Genomic DNA, 17,687 nt, shown 5'->3' with positions numbered 1-17,687 from the left:
CTGCTTAAAATGCTCAAAAAACATCAGCATAATCCAGCGCATTTATTTGTTGATAATTGCCCTTATTTTATTACGGGCAGTATTTATCAAAAGCGGGCTTTGCTTCAATCCAATACCATCAAAGATTATCTGTTAGCCACTATTCGGCAATGTTTTGAGGAAAAAGCTTGGCTGTTAAATGACTGGGTTATTCTCGACGATCATTATCACCTGCTGGGAATCAGCAAAAACGGGGAGGATTTAAGCGGTATCATTGGCAAAATACACATGCTTTCAGCTAGGTTTATCCGTTCCCAGCTTCAGGCGGAAAAACCGATTTGGTGGAATTATTGGGATTATTGTCCAAGAGATGAGCGGGATTATTTTATCAGGCTGAATTATTTGTTTAATAATCCTGTCAAGCACGGCTATGTGGCTGATTTAAAAAACTATCCCTATTCAAGTTTTCACAGCGTGTTAAAAAAGCAGGGGCGCGAATTTTTAGCGCAACAGTTTAAGGAATATCCTGAATATAAAAATTTATGTTTGGAGGAAGATGGGGAGTGAAAAAACATGTTTTTTCACTCCGAAAAATAAACAGAAATTACTAGCTATATCAGTTCTTTACGTAGCAAATCCAAGCCAAGCATAAAATTTAACGCATAAGGTTTGGGGTGCTAATTATGTCGCTGGAATTTAGCGACATTCTGTTTTAATGCCGAACGTGGACGATTCTGGACTGGCGGGGCGGCAGGGATAGTGGCATCTGGCTCGAAACCAGCCAATGTCTCGCGCGGTAGCGCTTGACGGATCAGTCTTTCGATACCCGTTAGCATTTGTTTTTCGTCAATACTGACCAAGGAAACAGCTTGCCCCGTGGCTCCGGCGCGCCCCGTGCGACCAATGCGATGGACATAATCCTCGGCGATATTGGGCAGGTCGAAGTTAACGACTTGCGGCAGTTGTTCGATGTCCAGACCACGAGAAGCAATGTCGGTTGCTACTAATACCCGTATTTCACCGTTCTTGAAATCCGCCAACGCCCGTGTTCGTGCGCCCTGGCTTTTATTGCCGTGGATGGCGGCGGCGGTTATGCCGTCTTGCTCCAGCTTGGCGGCAACTCGGTTTGCGCCGTGTTTGGTGCGGGTGAACACCAATACCTGCTCCCAACCGTGATGACGGACTAAATGGCTGAGTAATTCAGGCTTACGTTTTTGATCGACCGGATGTACCCATTGTTTGACGGTATTGGCAGCGGCATTGCGCGGACTGACTTCAATGAATTCAGGGTCATGCAATAAATCTTGTCCCAGGCTGCGGATTTCGTTAGAAAACGTCGCCGAGAACATCAATGTCTGCCGACGTTTAGGTAGCAATGCCATGATTTTGCGGATGTCGCGGATAAAACCCATGTCCAGCATTCGGTCGGCTTCGTCCAGCACCAGTATTTCGAGTTGCGAAAACTTGACTGCATTCTGGCTGTACAAGTCCATTAATCGCCCTGGTGTAGCGACCAACACATCAACACCGCGACGTAATGCCATCATTTGTGGATTAATCGAAACGCCGCCGAAGACGACCGCAGAGCGCAATGGCAAATGCTTGCCATAGATGACAACGCTTTCGCCGACTTGCGCCGCTAATTCGCGTGTTGGGGTTAATACCAGGGCGCGGATGGCATTGGCTTGTACCTTATCGCCTGTGGATAACCGTTGCAATAACGGCAAGGTAAAACCCGCAGTTTTGCCAGTGCCGGTTTGAGCCGCCGCCATCAGATCTCGACCAGATAATACCGCCGGAATTGCTTGTAATTGGATAGGGGTTGGGATTGTGTAACCTTGTCCGCTAACGGCGCGTAAAAGGGGTTCGGACAAGCCGAGAGTAGAAAATGTCATTGATTTATAAGCTCAGAAAACCGCTGTAAGCTCCAGATTTCTACGCACCACTGGTGGGTTAGATACTTGGAGAAACGTGTAGCGGGGGAAAGACTTTCAAATTTCAGCCTAAACGACCGAAATACCAGTTAAAAACTGGAGAAAACTTGCGGGCTGAGGATTTTGATAGGATATGAATCTTGGCAGATGGAACAAGTTTGGTTAACTTTTTACAACTTAAACCTAAATTACTGATTCTATTATCACACTTATGGCATTAAAGGTCAATTGGATTCCGAAATACGGGGTATATCGGCACTAAATTAGTGATACGGATGGTTCTTAGCCGGATTGCACTTAATTTCACAGGCTTGTGATCTTCCTTATTCAGCGAAGTTAAGAGACGGTGCTTTGTCTTCGGGATCGAGAATCTGATTTAAACGATAAATCTATAAAAGCAGTTTAATACCCTCCGTCTTTTGCCATAATAGCGGTTTAGAATTGAATAATTGCTACTACGCAACGCCTGATGCAGCCTAAATTTATCCACTTAAGACTCCACACTGAATTTTCCCTGGTTGACGGCATAGTCAAAATAAAACCGTTGGTCAAACGGCTGGCAGGTTTGAACATGCCAGCGGTGGCGGTGACCGACCATGCCAACCTGTTTGCCCTGGTCAAGTTTTATAAGGCAGCGATGGGACAAGGGATTAAGCCCATTGCGGGTTCCGATGTACTGATTTTTAATCCAGAAGAACCTGCCGCGCCTCATCGCTTGACCTTGCTGGTTAAAGATCGCACGGGCTACATCACCTTGATGGAATTGCTTTCCAAGGCGTATCAGGAAGGCCAGCATCAAGGTGTGCCGATGCTGAGGCCAGAGTGGTTGGAAGCTAATCATAACGGTTTGATTGCGCTTTCCGGTGCGATGCAGGGCGACATCGGCAAGGCCTTATTGGCTGAAAACACCGATTTGGCAACGCAGTTGGCGCAGCAATGGGCCGGTTTGTTCGGGCAAAGTTTTTACCTGGAACTCCAGCGCGTCGGCAAGCCGGAGGAAGAACGCTATATTGCTGCTGCTGTCGATTTGGCAATCGCAACTGACTTGCCGGTGGTGGCGACTAACGATGTCCGTTTCCTGCATCAAGCGGATTTTGCTGCCCATGAAGTGCGGGTTTGCATCAACCAAGGCCGGGTGGTGGATGATACCAGACGACCCAAGGATTACACCGACCAGCAATACCTGCGTAGCACGGAAGAGATGTTGGCGTTATTTGCCGATATTCCAGAAGCCTTGCAGAATACCGTGGAAATTGCCAAGCGTTGTAACCTGGACCTGACGTTAGGCGAGAACTTCTTGCCGGATTTTCCAGTTCCGCAAGGAATGACTTTGGCTGAACTGATGTCCAATGCCGCCAAAAAAGGTTTGGACGAACGTTTGGCGCTTTATCCGGCAATCGGGGGCGGGACACCGGAGGAAAACCGACAAGTTTACGACCAACGCCTGCAAGATGAATTACTTATGATTAGCCAGATGGGTTTCCCTGGTTATTTCATGATCGTGGCGGACTTCATCCAATGGGCAAAAAGCAATGGTATTCCCGTTGGGCCAGGACGGGGTTCTGGGGCGGGTTCGCTGGTCGCTTATGCCTTGAAAATTACCGACCTGGACCCGATTGAATTCGACCTGCTGTTTGAGCGGTTTTTGAATCCCGAACGGGTAAGCATGCCTGACTTTGATATTGACTTCTGCATGGACAGGCGCGATGAGGTGATCGATTACGTGGCCCGCCATTATGGCCGCGATCACGTCGCCCAAATTATCACTTATGGCTCAATGGCGGCAAAGGCCGTTATCCGCGATGTGGGCAGGGTGCTGGGATTCCCTTACGGTTTTGTGGACAGCCTTGCCAAGCTGGTTCCTTTTGAAATCGGCATGACGCTGGATAAGGCGCTGGAAGACAGCGCCGAGCTTAAGCAACAATACGATAACGAGGAAGAGGTCAAAAACCTCATCGACATGGCCTTGTCGCTGGAAGGCACGGCACGGAATGCCGGTAAACACGCGGGCGGCGTGGTGATTTCGCCGACCAAACTGACCGACTTTACGCCGCTTTACTGCGAGCAAGGTGGCGGCAACTTGGTGACCCAGTTCGATAAGGACGATGTGGAAGCCGTTGGCTTGGTCAAGTTCGACTTCTTAGGCCTGCGTACCTTGACCATCATCGACTGGACCTTGCCGATTATCAATCAGCAACGGCAACAAGCAGGTGAGCCGCCGATTGACATCAACAGCATTCCCAGGAATGATCCGGCAACCTACGAGCTATTGAAAAAAGGCCAGACCACGGCTGTATTCCAGTTGGAATCACGGGGCATGAAGGAGCTAATCAAAAAACTCAAGCCCGATTGTTTTGACGACATTATCGCGCTGGTGGCCTTGTTCCGACCGGGGCCGTTGGAATCCGGCATGGTCGATGACTACATCCGGGTTAAGCACGGCGCGAAAGCCGAGTACGCCCATCCCTTGTTGGTGCCAATATTAAAGCCGACCAATGGCGTTATCCTGTACCAAGAACAGGTCATGCAAATCGCCCGTGAATTGGCAAGCTACACTCTGGGCGGTGCCGATATGCTGCGCCGCGCCATGGGTAAGAAAAAGCCGGAGGAGATGGCAAAACAGCGCGAGACCTTTACTATCGGAGCCGTCGCCAACCAAGTCGAAGAAAAAATCGCCACCTACGTGTTCGACTTGATGGAGAAATTCGCCGGCTACGGTTTCAACAAATCGCACTCTGCCGCGTATGCGCTGGTCGCTTATCAAACCGCTTGGCTAAAAACGCATTATCCGGCGGCGTTCATGTCGGCGGTGTTGTCGTCCGATATGGACAATACCGACAAGGTCGTCACGCTGATTGAAGAATGCAGGCAGATGAAACTGGAGATTTGTCCACCGGACATCAATGTGTCCAACTTCCGGTTTACAGTGAACGACAGGGAGCACATCGTTTACGGTTTGGGCGCGATTAAGGGGGTGGGAGAATCGGCTATCGAAGAAATCCTCAAGGAGCGGTCAGAACAGGGGAAATTCCTTGGGCTTTACGACTTGTGCAAACGGGTGGATTTACGCAAAGTCAACCGCCGCGTGCTTGAAGCCTTATGCCGGGCGGGGGCATTTGACGTGTTTGACCCTAACCGTGCCGCGCACTTGGCTGAACTGCCGACGATAGTGCGGGTGGGCGAACAACACGGGAAAATGGCGGAAACCGGGCAGGACGATTTGTTCGGTTTGTCGTCGTCCACCCAAGAAGGTATTGCCGATAATACGGAAACTTACTCGACAATAGCCGAACCCTGGTCTGAACAAGAACGGTTGGTGGGCGAAAAACAGACTTTGGGATTGTACCTGACAGGTCACCCAATCGCCCAATATGAAGCCGAGATCAGGCAATTTACCAACGGTACAATAGCCCATTTGTTGTCCGAAGTGGAACGCTCAAAAGGCAGGATGGAAGCGCGCGTTGCGGGTTTGGTCGTCGAAATCCGAACCCGCCAAACCAAGCAAGGCAAAACGATGGGTTTCGCAACAATAGATGACCGTACGGGTCGCTTAGAAATCGCTGCGTTCGGTGACAAATACGAGACGTATCGCAGCATTTTTTCAAAAGATACCTTATTGGTCGCCGAAGGTGCGTTGGCGATTGACGATTTTTCCGGCAATCTCAGGTTAAACGTCGAAACGCTTTACAACATGGAGCAAGCCAGAGAGCAATATGCAAGGAGTTTGAAGATGAACTGGGTAGTTGGCGAGCAGGATTCGGAGTCTCAAGAATTCATTTCTGGGTTGCAAGCTTCATTGCAACCGTTTAAAGGCGGAACTTGTCCAGTCGGCATCAGTTACACCTCTCTGGAGGCGACTACAAGTTTGCAGTTAGGCGATGATTGGCGCGTACATCCAACAGATGAATTATTGGGTAGGTTAAAACGCTTGCCTGGGGTTGTAGATGTTGAGGTTAAGTATCGGTAACTCTGTAAAGAAAGTGTCAGAATTTCACGCGACGAATATTTTTTTACGGTCGATAGCATGGTTTGTTACAACTGAGTTTTTGGCTACTACCCCGATAAAGCCTTGACTTGAAGAATATAAAAATCTCTGTGTACGCTTTCATCAGGGTTTCCTGAACGTGATTGAATGGTTTAGATTTAACGATAACGGGTTGATTCCGTTTGTGATAAAACGTTAACTCATCGAATGGTAAGGCTTTGGCTAGAGTTGGCTTGTTCTGACTACTTTAGTTAAGCACAAGAAATCGTACTATCGTCTGTTGTAATATCATAAGCATTCGACGATAATAGGTGGTCTTGAGCCAGTACGGTTGAGAATTATGATGGTGATCGTGTTGGTCCTCCCGCAACGATACGCTGTAAACCCCGCCAGGCCCGGAAGGGAGCAACGGTAGCAGCAGATTCGTGTGCTGGGATGTGGCTGGCACGGTCGCCGCCCATTAAGCCATAACCACGAGCCTGCAATGAATTATCAGGTTCTCGCCAGAAAGTGGCGGCCCTCAAATTTCACCGAAGTTGTTGGTCAAGACCATGTAGTCAAATCGTTGATGAACGCTTTGCAACATGACCGCTTGCACCACGCTTATTTGTTTACCGGCACCCGTGGCGTTGGTAAGACGACTATAGCCAGGATTCTGGCAAAAGCCATCAATTGCGAAAATCTCCAAGAATTTAATCCGTGCGGTTTGTGTGATGTTTGCCGAGCTTTGGACGAAGGCCGATTCATGGATTTGATCGAAGTCGATGCCGCCTCCCGCACCAAAGTCGAAGATACCCGTGACTTACTCGACAATGCCCAGTATGCACCTAATTTCGGACGTTACAAAGTCTATCTGATCGACGAAGTCCACATGCTGTCAGGGCATAGTTTCAATGCCTTGCTCAAGACGCTGGAAGAACCCCCGCCGCATGTGAAGTTCTTGTTGGCAACCACAGACCCGCAGAAAATCCCCGTTACCGTATTATCCCGTTGTCTGCAATTCAATCTCAAACGGTTGTTGCCAGGGCAGATTTTCACCCAAATGGGCGACATCCTCAAACAAGAGCAGATTGAATCCGAACCGCTAGCCTTGCAACTGTTAGCAAGAGCCGCCGATGGCAGTATGCGCGACGGCTTGAGCTTGCTGGATCAAGCGATTGTTTATGGTGCTGGCAAAGTTACTGCTGACGATGTTAACACTATGTTAGGCACTGTTGGGCAGCATCCCGTTGAAAATATACTAATAGCGTTGGCTGATGCAGATGCACAGGCTATTCTTAACAAGGTAGATGAAATCGCCAACATACATGCAGATTTCAGCGCGATACTACAGCAGATTTTGCAGGTTTTACACCGCATTGCCTTGGTGCAGCAGTTGCCTAACGGCATCGAACATGAGTTTGATAAGGCGATGATTACGACCTTATCGCAACGGTTCACGCCGGAGGATGTGCAGCTTTATTACCAAATCGCTTTGGTCGGACAAAAAGACTTGGATTTGGCACCTGATTCCCGTATGGGTTTTGAAATGGTCATGCTGCGTATGCTGGTGTTTAAGCCAGTTTCGGTAGAATCCACGCCAGTAAAAACGAAGCAAGTACCGCTACCCAGTTCAATTCCGAAGCCACAATCGGCAATAAATGTTGAACAGATCAATCCATCGGAACACGTTGCAGAAAAAGTTATCCAACTCTATTCAAGTAATGTTAGTCCTGCTAATCATAGTTGGACTGATATGATTGAAATCATGAGGTTGGAGAGTTTTACCAAGGAGTTAGCCAATAACTGTGTGTTGGAACACATTGATGACGAAATCTGTAAATTGCATTTGGATGCCAGTCATCAACAATTATTGACCTCCAGCCGAGAAAAAAAATTACAACAAGCGTTACAAGATTATCGAGGTGCGCCATTAAAACTGGTAATCAAAATAGAACAGGCACAGCTTGAAACACCTGCGGTACAATTCGCCAAAGATCAAGAAGACAGACAACAAGCAGCAGTTGATGCCATTAATTCAGATGCTAATGTCTTGGCATTAAAAGAACATTTTGGTGCCAGGATAATGCCCGGCACCATAGAGCCGATATAACAAGGTGGAGATAATAATATGAAAAATGCACTGGGCAACATTATGCAACAAGCCCAAAAAATGCAGGAAGATTTAAAAAAAGCCCAACAAGAGCTGGAAATGATGCAAGTGACTGGTGAATCGGGAGGTGGTTTGGTTTCGATAGTTATGACTGGGAAACGTGAAGCCAGGAAAGTGACAATTGATCCGTCGTTAGTTGGCGAAGATAAAGACATGCTGGAAGATATGGTGGCTGCGGCAATTAACGATGCTGTCAACAAAGTCGGCAAAATGAAAAAAGAAAAAATGTCCGAAATTACCGCCGGACTGCCAATTCCGCCCGGATTCCAAATGCCCTTTTAATAATATGCCAAAAAAAAAGACATGCTGAAAAAAGGCTTGCTCGGACAGTTAACGCAAACTTTATGTTGCCTGCCAGGTGTAGGCCCTAAGACTGCCCAGCGCATGTCCTTTCATTTGTTGCAACGGGATCGCAACGGCGCAAAAATACTGGCTGAAACCTTAATTGAAGCCTTGGCAAAAATTGGACATTGCCAAGTCTGCCGCACCCTATCAGAACAAAATATCTGCCAGATTTGTGCGGATAAAGCCAGGGACAGCAGCTTGATTTGTATCGTTGAAAGCCCCGCCGATGTTTGGATTATTGACCAAGCCACCGTTTTTAAAGGCCATTATTTTGTCCTACATGGTCGGTTATCACCATTGGATGGCATAGGTCCTGACGAGCTTGGTCTTGACGTGTTGGAACAACGGATGTCAGTAGGGACAATCAAAGAGCTTATTCTCGCCACCAATTCAACCGTGGAAGGTGAAGCCACCGCATATTTTATTGGCGAGTTGGCAAGAAAGCACCAAGTCCAAGCCAGCCGGATCGCCCACGGTGTGCCGATGGGGGGGGAGCTAGAATTCATAGATAGCGGCACTTTGGCTCATGCGTTTAATGGGCGTAATGTGTTAGGTTGAGAACGGTTATTTTGGCTGCTGATGGGTTAATTTGAGAGCAAAAATGGCACGAAAGAAAACAAATAATGATTTGCCCTCTTTTGATCAACTTATTGTTCCAACAGTTAAGGCAATTCAAGAGCTGGGTGGCTCAGGTTCAATTGAAGAAATTAATAGCAAGGCCTATGTTATTGCTGAAATTTCCGATGAAATACTACAAATTTCACATGGCGAAGACGGTACAGTTAGTGAAGTTGACTATCGGCTCGCTTGGAGCAGAACTTACCTTAAAAAATTTGGCTTGCTTGAAAATTCGTCACGGGGTATTTGGGCTTTATCGAAGGCGGATATTGATGTAACTAAGCTCGACCATGTTGAAATTGTTAAAACTGTCAGAGACCAAAACAAATCTACACAATCACCAAAAATAACCGCCTCAGAAAAAATTGAACAGGAAGTCACTGCGGAAGTTGATAACACTGAGGAATGGAAAGAAAAACTGCTCAATGTGCTTTATGAGATAACACCCGCAGCATTTGAAAGACTTGCACAACGGATATTGAGAGAAAGCGGTTTCTTCCAAGTTGAAGTAACTGGAAAAGCGGGTGACGGTGGAATTGATGGAAAAGGAATTGTTAGGGTAAATGGCCTTTTAAGTTTCCATGTTGTCTTTCAATGCAAGCGTTATAAAGGTTCTGTAACACCCAGCCAAATAAGGGATTTTAGGGGCGCAATGCAAGGTCGGGCAGACAAAGGGCTTTTTATAACAACCGGAACATTCACAAGGGAAGCCATTAAAGAAGCAACCAGAGATGGTGCGCCACCTATTGACTTAATAGATGGTGAAACGCTTTGTGAGAAATTGAAAGAATTAAGGCTCGGTGTAGAAACAAAATTAATCGAGTCAGTTGAAATAAGAGACGATTGGTTTAAGGGGTTGTAAAATGGAGGAAAATGTATGACTGATTGCCTATTTTGCAAAATGGTTGCCGGAAACATTGAGCCGGATGTCGTATTTGAAAATGACCATATCCTCGCGTTCAGGGACATCAACCCGCAAGCACCCGTCCACATCCTCGTTATACCCAAGCGCCATATCACAACCTTAAATGACCTCGATGATGCCCAACTGGGTGGGAAAATCCTACAGGTGGCAACTACTTTAGCCAAGCAACAAGGTATTGCAGAGGAAGGTTACCGCACGGTATTCAATTGCAACAGTCATGGTGGCCAGGCCGTCTACCATCTGCATTTACATCTTTTGGGCGGTCGCCAAATGGCTTGGCCTCCAGGCTAGGTAATCATTCACTGGGCAAAACCATATCACCGTGAAGGTACGTCGAATCAACAAAGATAAAACAAAGAATATGCGGCACACCTTTGAACATCGATGCCAAAAACCAATTCCTCTTAGCGCTTTTTTAATTAGGCAAGCTAAGTATTTATTATCCGCTTTCTTACTGCTAGCCTTTGGTCTAGGTATCGGTGTAATCGGTTATCATGAATTTGAATCTATGAGCTGGCTGGATTCATTTCTCAATGCATCCATGATTCTGGGTGGCATGGGTCCGGTTGATGTGCTTCATACCCAGGCGGGTAAGTTATTTGCAGGCTTGTATGCGCTGTTTTCTGGTTTAATGTTTTTGGTGGCAGCAGGGCTTTTCTTTAGTCCGTTGGTGCATCGCTTACTGCATAAATTCCACTTTGAGGCTGATGGCAATGGAAACGATACCAAATAGTTTTACTAAAGACTTATAGTTCAGTAATCTATGTTGTCGAAATCTCTATCCTAGAGATGAAAACTTTGCAGTTTTTGTTCCTCCTAAAATACGGCGGCAAATTATTTTAAGATTCGCTATCCCTTGAGACATCAATAAATCCATGTATACCCCGTTTGGATTTAACTGCCAGCCAGTCTTTCAGATACCTTAATTCATCGGTTTCTTCCAAGTCATCCAGCGGTTGTTTGTTTTTTAGTAAACGAAATGCCGAGGCAAGTACATTGTAACGAACGCCAGTAATTCCAGCTCGCCGCAAACCTACCGTATTCAACTTATAGTGTTTAGCATAATGGCCGCCTATTAAGGTAAAGGGAATAACATCCATACTTAACCCCGTCGTGCCTTGCACGATCGCATAAGAACCAACCCGGCAAAATTGATGCGCCACCACGCCACCACCCATAAAGACCTTATCACCCACTTCTACAAAGCCGCCGATAGCGACATTGTTAGCAAAGATAGTACTATCGCCAATAATGCAATCGTGGGCTACGTGGCTATTATTCATAAAAAAACAGTCCGAGCCGATGCGCGTTTCGCAGTTTTCCTTGGCGGAGCGATGCGCGGTGAAGCCTTCCCGAAATACATTATTGTCGCCAATAATTAACCAGCTTACCGTTTCCGCCTTAAAGCTGGTGTCTTGTGGCAAATCGCCTAAGACCACATGCGGATGTAACACATTGCCTGTTCCCATTTTTACATAAGGCTGGACTACCGCATGTGCGCCTATCTGGCAGCCGTCACCAATTCCAACATCATTTTCCAGCACGGCAAAAGGCCCAACGATGATGTTGTCGCCCAGTTTTGCATTCGGGGCAATATAAGCGGTAGGGTGGATTTGTTGCGGCATGTTCTTGTTATCCTCGTGGATGATATTTGGTATGCAATTCTTTTAGCCGTTCGCGGGCAATATGGGTATAAATTTGTGTCGTCGATAAGTCCGAATGCCCTAACAACAACTGCACAACCCGCAAATCCGCGCCATGGTTTAATAAATGGGTGGCGAAGGCGTGACGTAAGGTGTGCGGCGATAGGGTTTTACTAATGCCCGCTTTCTTGGCGTGGCGCTTAATGATATGCCAGAACGCCTGCCGAGTCATGCTGTCCGCTCGGTTAGTGACGAAAACATAAGAGCATTGCCGCTCACCCAACAGGTTTTTTCTGGTTTCGTTAAGATAGTTTTCCAGCCAACTCATCGCTTCTTCACCGACGGGCACCAGCCGTTCTTTATTGCCCTTGCCGACAATCCTGACCACGCCTTGCCGTAAGCTAACCTGATCCAGTGTTAAATTAACCAGCTCTGATACCCTTAGTCCGGTTGCATACAACATTTCTAGCATGGTTTTATCGCGAAATCCCAAGGTATGGGCGGTTTCAGGCGCATTTAGGAGTAACTCCACATCTTCTTCCGTTAATGAGCTAGGTAACGGCCTGCCGATATGGGGGGATTCTATCAGCGCAGTCGGGTCAATGGTGATGTTATTTTCTCGAATGTAATAGCCGTAAAAGCGTCGTAAACTAGATAAAATGCGGGCGGAGGAACGGCTGCCGATACCTTCTTGATAACGGTTGGCAAGAAAGCTGGAGAGCACGCCTGTGTTAACGTCGAGCAACGATTTGTCTTTTAACCAAAGGGCAAAAATCCTAAGATCACTACCATAAGCGGAAAGGGTGTTTTCACTCAAGCCCTGTTCTACCCACACGGCATCCAGGAACTGATCGATTAATGCGGAGTTTTGCACGTTGCAGGAGTGTCCTAATATTTAATTTGTTTAAGCTATACAATTTAGTCCCTTCACCCTTGAGGGACGACTGCCAAGGATGGCGGAAGTGCGGTAGCAGGTATGGAATCTGCGCCGCTAAGGCTAGGATGAGGGGATTTTAAAATCATTTTTTATTCATATTCCCCTCACCCCAACCCTCTCCCTCAAGGAGAGGGGGACTGCTTTGTTATATTGGCGGCATCAGTTTCGTAAGCCAGTAACCTTTCTTTAATTTGCATATATTCGCCGTGACGATGACCGCTGTATCCGCCCATGCCGTTAACCGCAACCACGCGATGACAGGGGATAAGCAATGTATAAGGATTGGTGCGGCAAGCATTGCCGACCGCACGGGCGGCAGAGCCGATTTTTTTTGCCAAGCCGGAATAGGTCAAAGTTTCACCCAAAGGGATTTTCAACAATTCCGCCCAGACTTTATTTTGATGCGCCGTTCCTTGTTTTAACAATTTCACATTGACGGTTTGCTTCGGCTCAGGCCAGAAATCGACAGCGTGGTTGTCATTATTCATTGCTGCATCAGTAACTTGTGAAAAATCCCATTCGATGTTGGTAATCACATCTTGCCGACGATGGATTTTAATGGTGCAGACGGGCGTATGCAGCCTTTCGACTACTTCTACACCTTCGCAATTGTCTACCCAGGTGATGTTAATTGGCATACGTTACCTCCAAATCAAAAGTACAAAGTAGCGTGCGTTTTACGCACCAGTTTTGGTGCATATAATGCTCCCTATCTCGTTACAGATCTTTTTCAGGTATGGTTTGGATAACAGTTAAATTTTTTGCTTTTTGTAATATGTTTTCTATTTCTTTAACACTGTAGCCCTCCAAATGAATAACTTCATTTTCTTTGGTTTGAAGTATTATTTTTCTTGAGCTTTTATTTTTTAACCATTGAACAAGTACAGTTGCAAGTGCAGGGATCACTGATGCCCCACCTAGAGCTTTTATAATTTCTATTGTCTCGCTTGCGTTAACAACTGTACCTGGTGGGAAAAGGTTTTTTTCATAAAACTCAATATTGTTTTCTTTCAACATTTCGGCAAAACTTGACTTACTGTGTTTGGATACGTATGCACTAATTGAATTCATTATATTCCTACACTTTATTACCTGAAATTAGTAGCATTATCGATTGGCTTGAACAACCAATTGTTTAAAATCACTTTCCTTGATAATTCGAATATTAAAACCTTTTGCTATAAGCTGCTCTGCTTTCAAGTGTTTCGAACTCTTATCTTTGCCGGCTAATTTAGTTACATCCTGATCACCAACAACCAATAAAGTCGTTTTTTTGGTAACACTCGGATCAACGGTACATCCAATACGAACAGCAAGATCAGCGGCATCCCGACGAGGAATTTCTAATGCCCCTGTAAAAACCAAAATTTCTCCATACATTTCTCCTTCAGGATTACCATCTCTGTTGACGGTTAATCCGCTAGGATTTATTGGTTGGGACGTTTTTTTAAGCCAAGCATTAGTATCTAGCCCTGATTTGTTTATTGCTGCAATCAGAACTTGACCAGATGCTTTAGCATCTTCTAATGCATCATGATGTTTAAACTCGTAACCAATGATTTTACAAACATTCGCTAAACCGTATCCGCTCCAAGCACATTCTTCCCATGTACGACGCGCTACTCTTGCTGAATCGAGCCAAGTAGTTTCAATTGGAATAAGAGAATATTTTGCAAACGCTCGTTCGATTGATACCCGATCAAAATGTGTGTGACTAACAGATATTGAATTTGACAAAAAACGATTTAGCTCATCAACTATTTCTGGAAAAGTTGGAGCTTCAATTACATCATCTTCTGATATGCCATGAATATCAATATTAATAAAGTCAAAATAATCTTCTGGATCAATAAGTGATGACCATTGATCTATTAATTCGCCGTCCTTGTATTTGGCAATACCAATTTGACAAATAGATGCCATATCAGCATTTGCAGTTTCAACATCGATAGCGATAAATTCCATGTTTAACCCCTATTAGCATGAAAATGGACTAGGTTATACAAGTTACATATTCCTTATCATCCCACCCGCAAACTCGCTGCATTTAACTTCTGTCGCGCCTTCCATCAATCGGGCAAAGTCGTAAGTGACATGCTTGCTGGCTATGGTGGCATCCATGGCGTTGATGATGGTATCGGCGGCTTCCGTCCAGCCCATATAACGCAACATCATTTCACCGGACAATATCAACGAGCCGGGATTGACTTTATCTAGGTTGGCATATTTGGGCGCTGTTCCGTGCGTGGCTTCAAACACGGCAGTGCCGGTCTGGTAATTGATATTGCCGCCGGGGGCAATGCCGATACCGCCGACTTGCGCTGCCAGCGCATCTGACAGGTAGTCGCCGTTTAAATTCAGCGTGGCGATCACATCGAAGTCGGTTGGACGTGTCAAAACCTGCTGCAAGGTAATATCAGCAATAGCATCTTTAATTAGGATTTTGCCAGACGCTAATGCTACTTTTTGTTCGGCATTGGCGGCTTCTTCGCTTTGTGCAGCCTTGGTGCGTTCCCATTGATCCCAGGTGTAGGTTTGCGTAGGGTATTCCCGCTCGGCTAAACCATACGCCCAGTTGCGGAACGCGCCTTCGGTAAATTTCATGATGTTGCCCTTGTGGACAATCGTCACGCTTTTCCGTTGGTTGATAAGCGCATAATCAATCGCGGCGCGGACTAAGCGTTCCGTGCCTTCTTGCGAGACGGGCTTGATGCCGATACCGGACGTATCAGGAAAACGGATTTTGCCGAATTGTGCAGGGAAATTTTCCTTAAGCAGCTTCAAAAACAGCTTGGCTTCATCGCTACCTTGGGCAAATTCGATTCCGGCATAAATATCTTCGGTATTTTCCCGAAAAATCACCATATCGACTTGGTCAGGGCGTTTGACGGGCGAAGGCACACCTTTAAACCAACGTACTGGCCTTAAACATACATACAAATCAAGCAATTGCCGCAAAGCCACATTTAACGAGCGAATGCCGCCGCCTATCGGCGTAGTCAACGGGCCTTTAATGGAGACCAGAAATTCCCGGCAGATGTCGATGGTTTCATCCGGTAGCCAAGTGTTGAATAGCTCAAAGGATTTGCCCCCGGCATACACTTCCAGCCAGTGGATTTTACGCTCGCCGTTATAAGCCTTGTGGACTGCCGCATCCAACACCCGCACCGTGGCACGCCAGATGTCCGGCCCCGTGCCGTCGCCTTCTATATAAGGGATGATAGGGTTATCAGGCACAACCAGCTTGCCATTCTGTGAAGTTATTGGTTTGCCGTTAGGTGGTGGGATGATTTGGCTCATGTAAATTCCTGCTATTAATTGAATTATCCAGGGTGCTAACCAAGTTCAATCATAGCAAATGCGGACTGGTTTGTCCTAAATTGGCAGCAGGATTTTCAATGCCAACTTACGTTACGCAAGCCACACGAAAACCCCTGAAATAACAAAAAGTTATTAAATGTTTCCTTGATGATATTTTGAGGGTTTATTTTTCAAATATCCGAGAACCGTTAAAAAACTGAAATACCATTGAATTAGACAAAATAACTGCTGACGAGGGGTTGTTGGGTTATAAACTATGCTGCTTATCGATCTTCCCACACAATCCGAACGTCATTCAACCATTCTGTCAGATTCTCTTTATGCAGCACTGAAAACGGTATTCGCGTCACATCAAATTTAGCACCACGCAGTTTTTGCACAAGGTCATCCGCTCGCCGAAAATTCATTGAATGCACTAAAACGGGTACATCGGATGGCAGATGGCGAATAATAAATTGCAGCACATTGGTACCCGACAAAAATCGCTCTACCTCGGTGACGATTTGGTCTTGTAGATCATGGTCTAGCAAAAGACCAGCATAAGGGCTTTCGTCACTACGCTTTATAGTTTTAAGCAAGCCAATAGCCCTGCCAGCAGAGGATGCAACCACAAGGCGTACATCAGAAGGCAACCAGCTTTCAATAAGCCTGATACGCTCATGATTGTCCTCAATTAGGAGCAAGCGTAAAAACGGCAAGACTTGATTGATATTCCTACTATTTGCTTTAGCCACGGGTTTCCAGCTTATGCTTTTGGCGGTTACACAGGATTATTTCTAATTTTTTCGCTCAATTTTACTATTGCAGCAGAGTAATCCTACCAATTGCCTGTCATGGGACAGGCTTGGAGAAGCCGAACTCACCTTTCAGTTTCCCCAGCTATTGAGTATAGCTTTGCGGGATATCCGTAATCTGTACATCTTAAGGTTTAACGACGAGTCCGCCTTCCAGACTTCGACTTAGATTTACGCTTTGAAGTTGAGGTGATTTTATTGTCGACATCAGTATTAGCTTGATCAGTGTTTGCAAAACTTTGACCCTTTAGATTTTCCGCTATCTTGTCGAACAGTTTCTTCCTTAAATAACCTTCAACGTCCGCATTGCTTTCTTCGCGCGATAACAAGACAACTTGAACGGCTTGCAGCTTTACGTTCACCGTCACATCCGTTTTATTAGAAGCCTGTGGGTTAAAATTTACCGTATAGCTGTTTTTATAAGTCTTACCAAGAAAATAAGTGGCGGCTAAAGACAATTCTTTGGCATCAATCGTCCTAAGCTCAGTCACCATTATTCCAGAAGATTTATCCAATATCTTAAAGGTTTCATCTTCCACTAATGCCTTTTTAGCGGCATTCCATACCGCATCAACAGACGCATTGTACGCCTGGGATTTAGGCACTTGGGCTTCAGATTTAGGAATGTGCTTAATATTTGATGTACATCCAACCACCAAAAAAGCAGAAAAGAGTGTAGCCAAAACCAAGGCAGATGTTGTTGAGTTTTTTTGCATTATAGTTCCTTAAAAAAATGGTTTAAAAAGCTTTACTATTGATTTGGCCTTATGAAGCTTTAATTCCCGTTCGCCTTCGAGTGCATGGATGCAGGAGGTAGGGCAACGCAGGGAGCGGTTGCCGAGAGCCTGTACCGGCACTTCCGTTGGTCGTCGAAAGGTGTGTACTTCAACTAGCTCAGCATTTATTGTAATGATTTAATTAAACCGGACACTTCTAGAGACAGATTTATAATGTCATAAGAGGTGAACATGAATAATCAAACAAAGCGCCCCAATCCTAAATTCACATTAGAGTTTAAACAAGATGCCGTTAAGTTAGTCACTGAAAAAGGTTA

At 45.9% G+C, this 17,687-nt stretch carries 17 protein-coding genes and 1 other RNA gene; 9 read left to right on the top strand and 9 right to left on the bottom strand.

The window, feature by feature from the left end:
* The first annotated feature begins 9 nt into the window (after positions 1–9).
* The gene (locus AC1YY3_RS10010; protein ID WP_481824245.1) at positions 10–546 is read left to right on the top strand and encodes an REP-associated tyrosine transposase; all 537 of its coding nucleotides are present in this window, start codon (positions 10–12) and stop codon (positions 544–546) included.
* Positions 547–656: 110 nt separating this feature from the next.
* Here the strand turns inward: AC1YY3_RS10010 and AC1YY3_RS10005 are convergent, their stop codons facing one another.
* On the bottom strand, positions 657–1,874 hold the full coding sequence (locus AC1YY3_RS10005; protein ID WP_482194453.1) for a DEAD/DEAH box helicase: 1,218 nt from the start codon (positions 1,872–1,874) through the stop codon (positions 657–659).
* 508 nt (positions 1,875–2,382) lie between these two features.
* On the opposite strand from AC1YY3_RS10005, the gene dnaE reads away from it, so the two are divergent.
* From dnaE to AC1YY3_RS09965, 8 genes are all read left to right on the top strand, one after another.
* A complete protein-coding gene (dnaE, locus tag AC1YY3_RS10000; RefSeq protein WP_481824243.1) occupies positions 2,383–5,880 on the top strand; it encodes a DNA polymerase III subunit alpha in 3,498 nt (1,165 codons plus the stop codon).
* 371 nt (positions 5,881–6,251) lie between these two features.
* Positions 6,252–6,348, top strand: an RNA gene (gene ffs, locus AC1YY3_RS09995) — signal recognition particle sRNA small type.
* Between the two features lie 34 nt (positions 6,349–6,382).
* Positions 6,383–7,990: a DNA polymerase III subunit gamma/tau gene (gene dnaX, locus AC1YY3_RS09990; RefSeq protein WP_481824242.1), complete on the top strand. Its 1,608-nt coding sequence runs from the start codon at positions 6,383–6,385 to the stop codon at positions 7,988–7,990.
* Between the two features lie 18 nt (positions 7,991–8,008).
* Positions 8,009–8,332 carry a YbaB/EbfC family nucleoid-associated protein gene (locus tag AC1YY3_RS09985; RefSeq protein ID WP_349026440.1) on the top strand — a complete coding sequence of 108 codons (324 nt, stop codon included), beginning with the start codon at positions 8,009–8,011 and terminating at the stop codon, positions 8,330–8,332.
* 21 nt (positions 8,333–8,353) lie between these two features.
* Positions 8,354–8,953, top strand: coding sequence for a recombination mediator RecR (recR, locus tag AC1YY3_RS09980; protein ID WP_481824241.1), 600 nt, complete (start codon positions 8,354–8,356; stop codon positions 8,951–8,953).
* Positions 8,954–8,996: 43 nt separating this feature from the next.
* Entirely contained in the window at positions 8,997–9,875 is an 879-nt protein-coding gene (locus AC1YY3_RS09975) for a restriction endonuclease (protein ID WP_481824240.1), read from the top strand.
* Between the two features lie 15 nt (positions 9,876–9,890).
* On the top strand, positions 9,891–10,229 hold the full coding sequence (locus AC1YY3_RS09970) for a histidine triad nucleotide-binding protein (protein WP_481824239.1): 339 nt from the start codon (positions 9,891–9,893) through the stop codon (positions 10,227–10,229).
* Between the two features lie 217 nt (positions 10,230–10,446).
* On the top strand, positions 10,447–10,671 hold the full coding sequence (locus tag AC1YY3_RS09965; RefSeq protein WP_481824238.1) for a hypothetical protein: 225 nt from the start codon (positions 10,447–10,449) through the stop codon (positions 10,669–10,671).
* A gap of 106 nt (positions 10,672–10,777) precedes the next feature.
* On the opposite strand, the gene lpxA is transcribed toward AC1YY3_RS09965, so the two are convergent.
* From lpxA to AC1YY3_RS09925, 8 genes are all read right to left on the bottom strand, one after another.
* A complete protein-coding gene (lpxA, locus tag AC1YY3_RS09960; RefSeq protein WP_481824237.1) occupies positions 10,778–11,563 on the bottom strand; it encodes an acyl-ACP--UDP-N-acetylglucosamine O-acyltransferase in 786 nt (261 codons plus the stop codon).
* A 7-nt stretch (positions 11,564–11,570) separates the two neighbouring features.
* Complete coding sequence (xerD, locus tag AC1YY3_RS09955; RefSeq protein WP_481824236.1) at positions 11,571–12,455, bottom strand: site-specific tyrosine recombinase XerD; 885 nt, start codon at positions 12,453–12,455, stop codon at positions 11,571–11,573.
* A gap of 185 nt (positions 12,456–12,640) precedes the next feature.
* Positions 12,641–13,156 (bottom strand): methylated-DNA--[protein]-cysteine S-methyltransferase, encoded by a 516-nt coding sequence (locus AC1YY3_RS09950; protein WP_481824235.1) that lies wholly within the window; start codon positions 13,154–13,156, stop codon positions 12,641–12,643.
* Between the two features lie 79 nt (positions 13,157–13,235).
* Positions 13,236–13,589, bottom strand: coding sequence for a hypothetical protein (locus tag AC1YY3_RS09945; RefSeq protein ID WP_481824234.1), 354 nt, complete (start codon positions 13,587–13,589; stop codon positions 13,236–13,238).
* Between the two features lie 36 nt (positions 13,590–13,625).
* On the bottom strand, positions 13,626–14,483 hold the full coding sequence (locus AC1YY3_RS09940; protein WP_481824233.1) for an exonuclease domain-containing protein: 858 nt from the start codon (positions 14,481–14,483) through the stop codon (positions 13,626–13,628).
* 42 nt (positions 14,484–14,525) lie between these two features.
* Entirely contained in the window at positions 14,526–15,818 is a 1,293-nt protein-coding gene (gene icd, locus AC1YY3_RS09935) for an NADP-dependent isocitrate dehydrogenase (RefSeq protein WP_481824232.1), read from the bottom strand.
* Between the two features lie 284 nt (positions 15,819–16,102).
* Positions 16,103–16,573, bottom strand: a complete 471-nt coding sequence (locus AC1YY3_RS09930) for a cyclic-phosphate processing receiver domain-containing protein (protein ID WP_481824231.1) — start codon at positions 16,571–16,573, stop codon at positions 16,103–16,105.
* Between the two features lie 194 nt (positions 16,574–16,767).
* A complete protein-coding gene (locus tag AC1YY3_RS09925; RefSeq protein ID WP_481824230.1) occupies positions 16,768–17,349 on the bottom strand; it encodes a hypothetical protein in 582 nt (193 codons plus the stop codon).
* Between the last annotated feature and the right edge of the window lie 338 nt (positions 17,350–17,687).

It is taken from the genome of Methyloglobulus sp., from assembly GCF_964779595.1.
The sequence above is the reverse complement of the archived record's forward strand: the minus strand, read 5'-3'. Positions and strand labels throughout refer to the sequence as shown.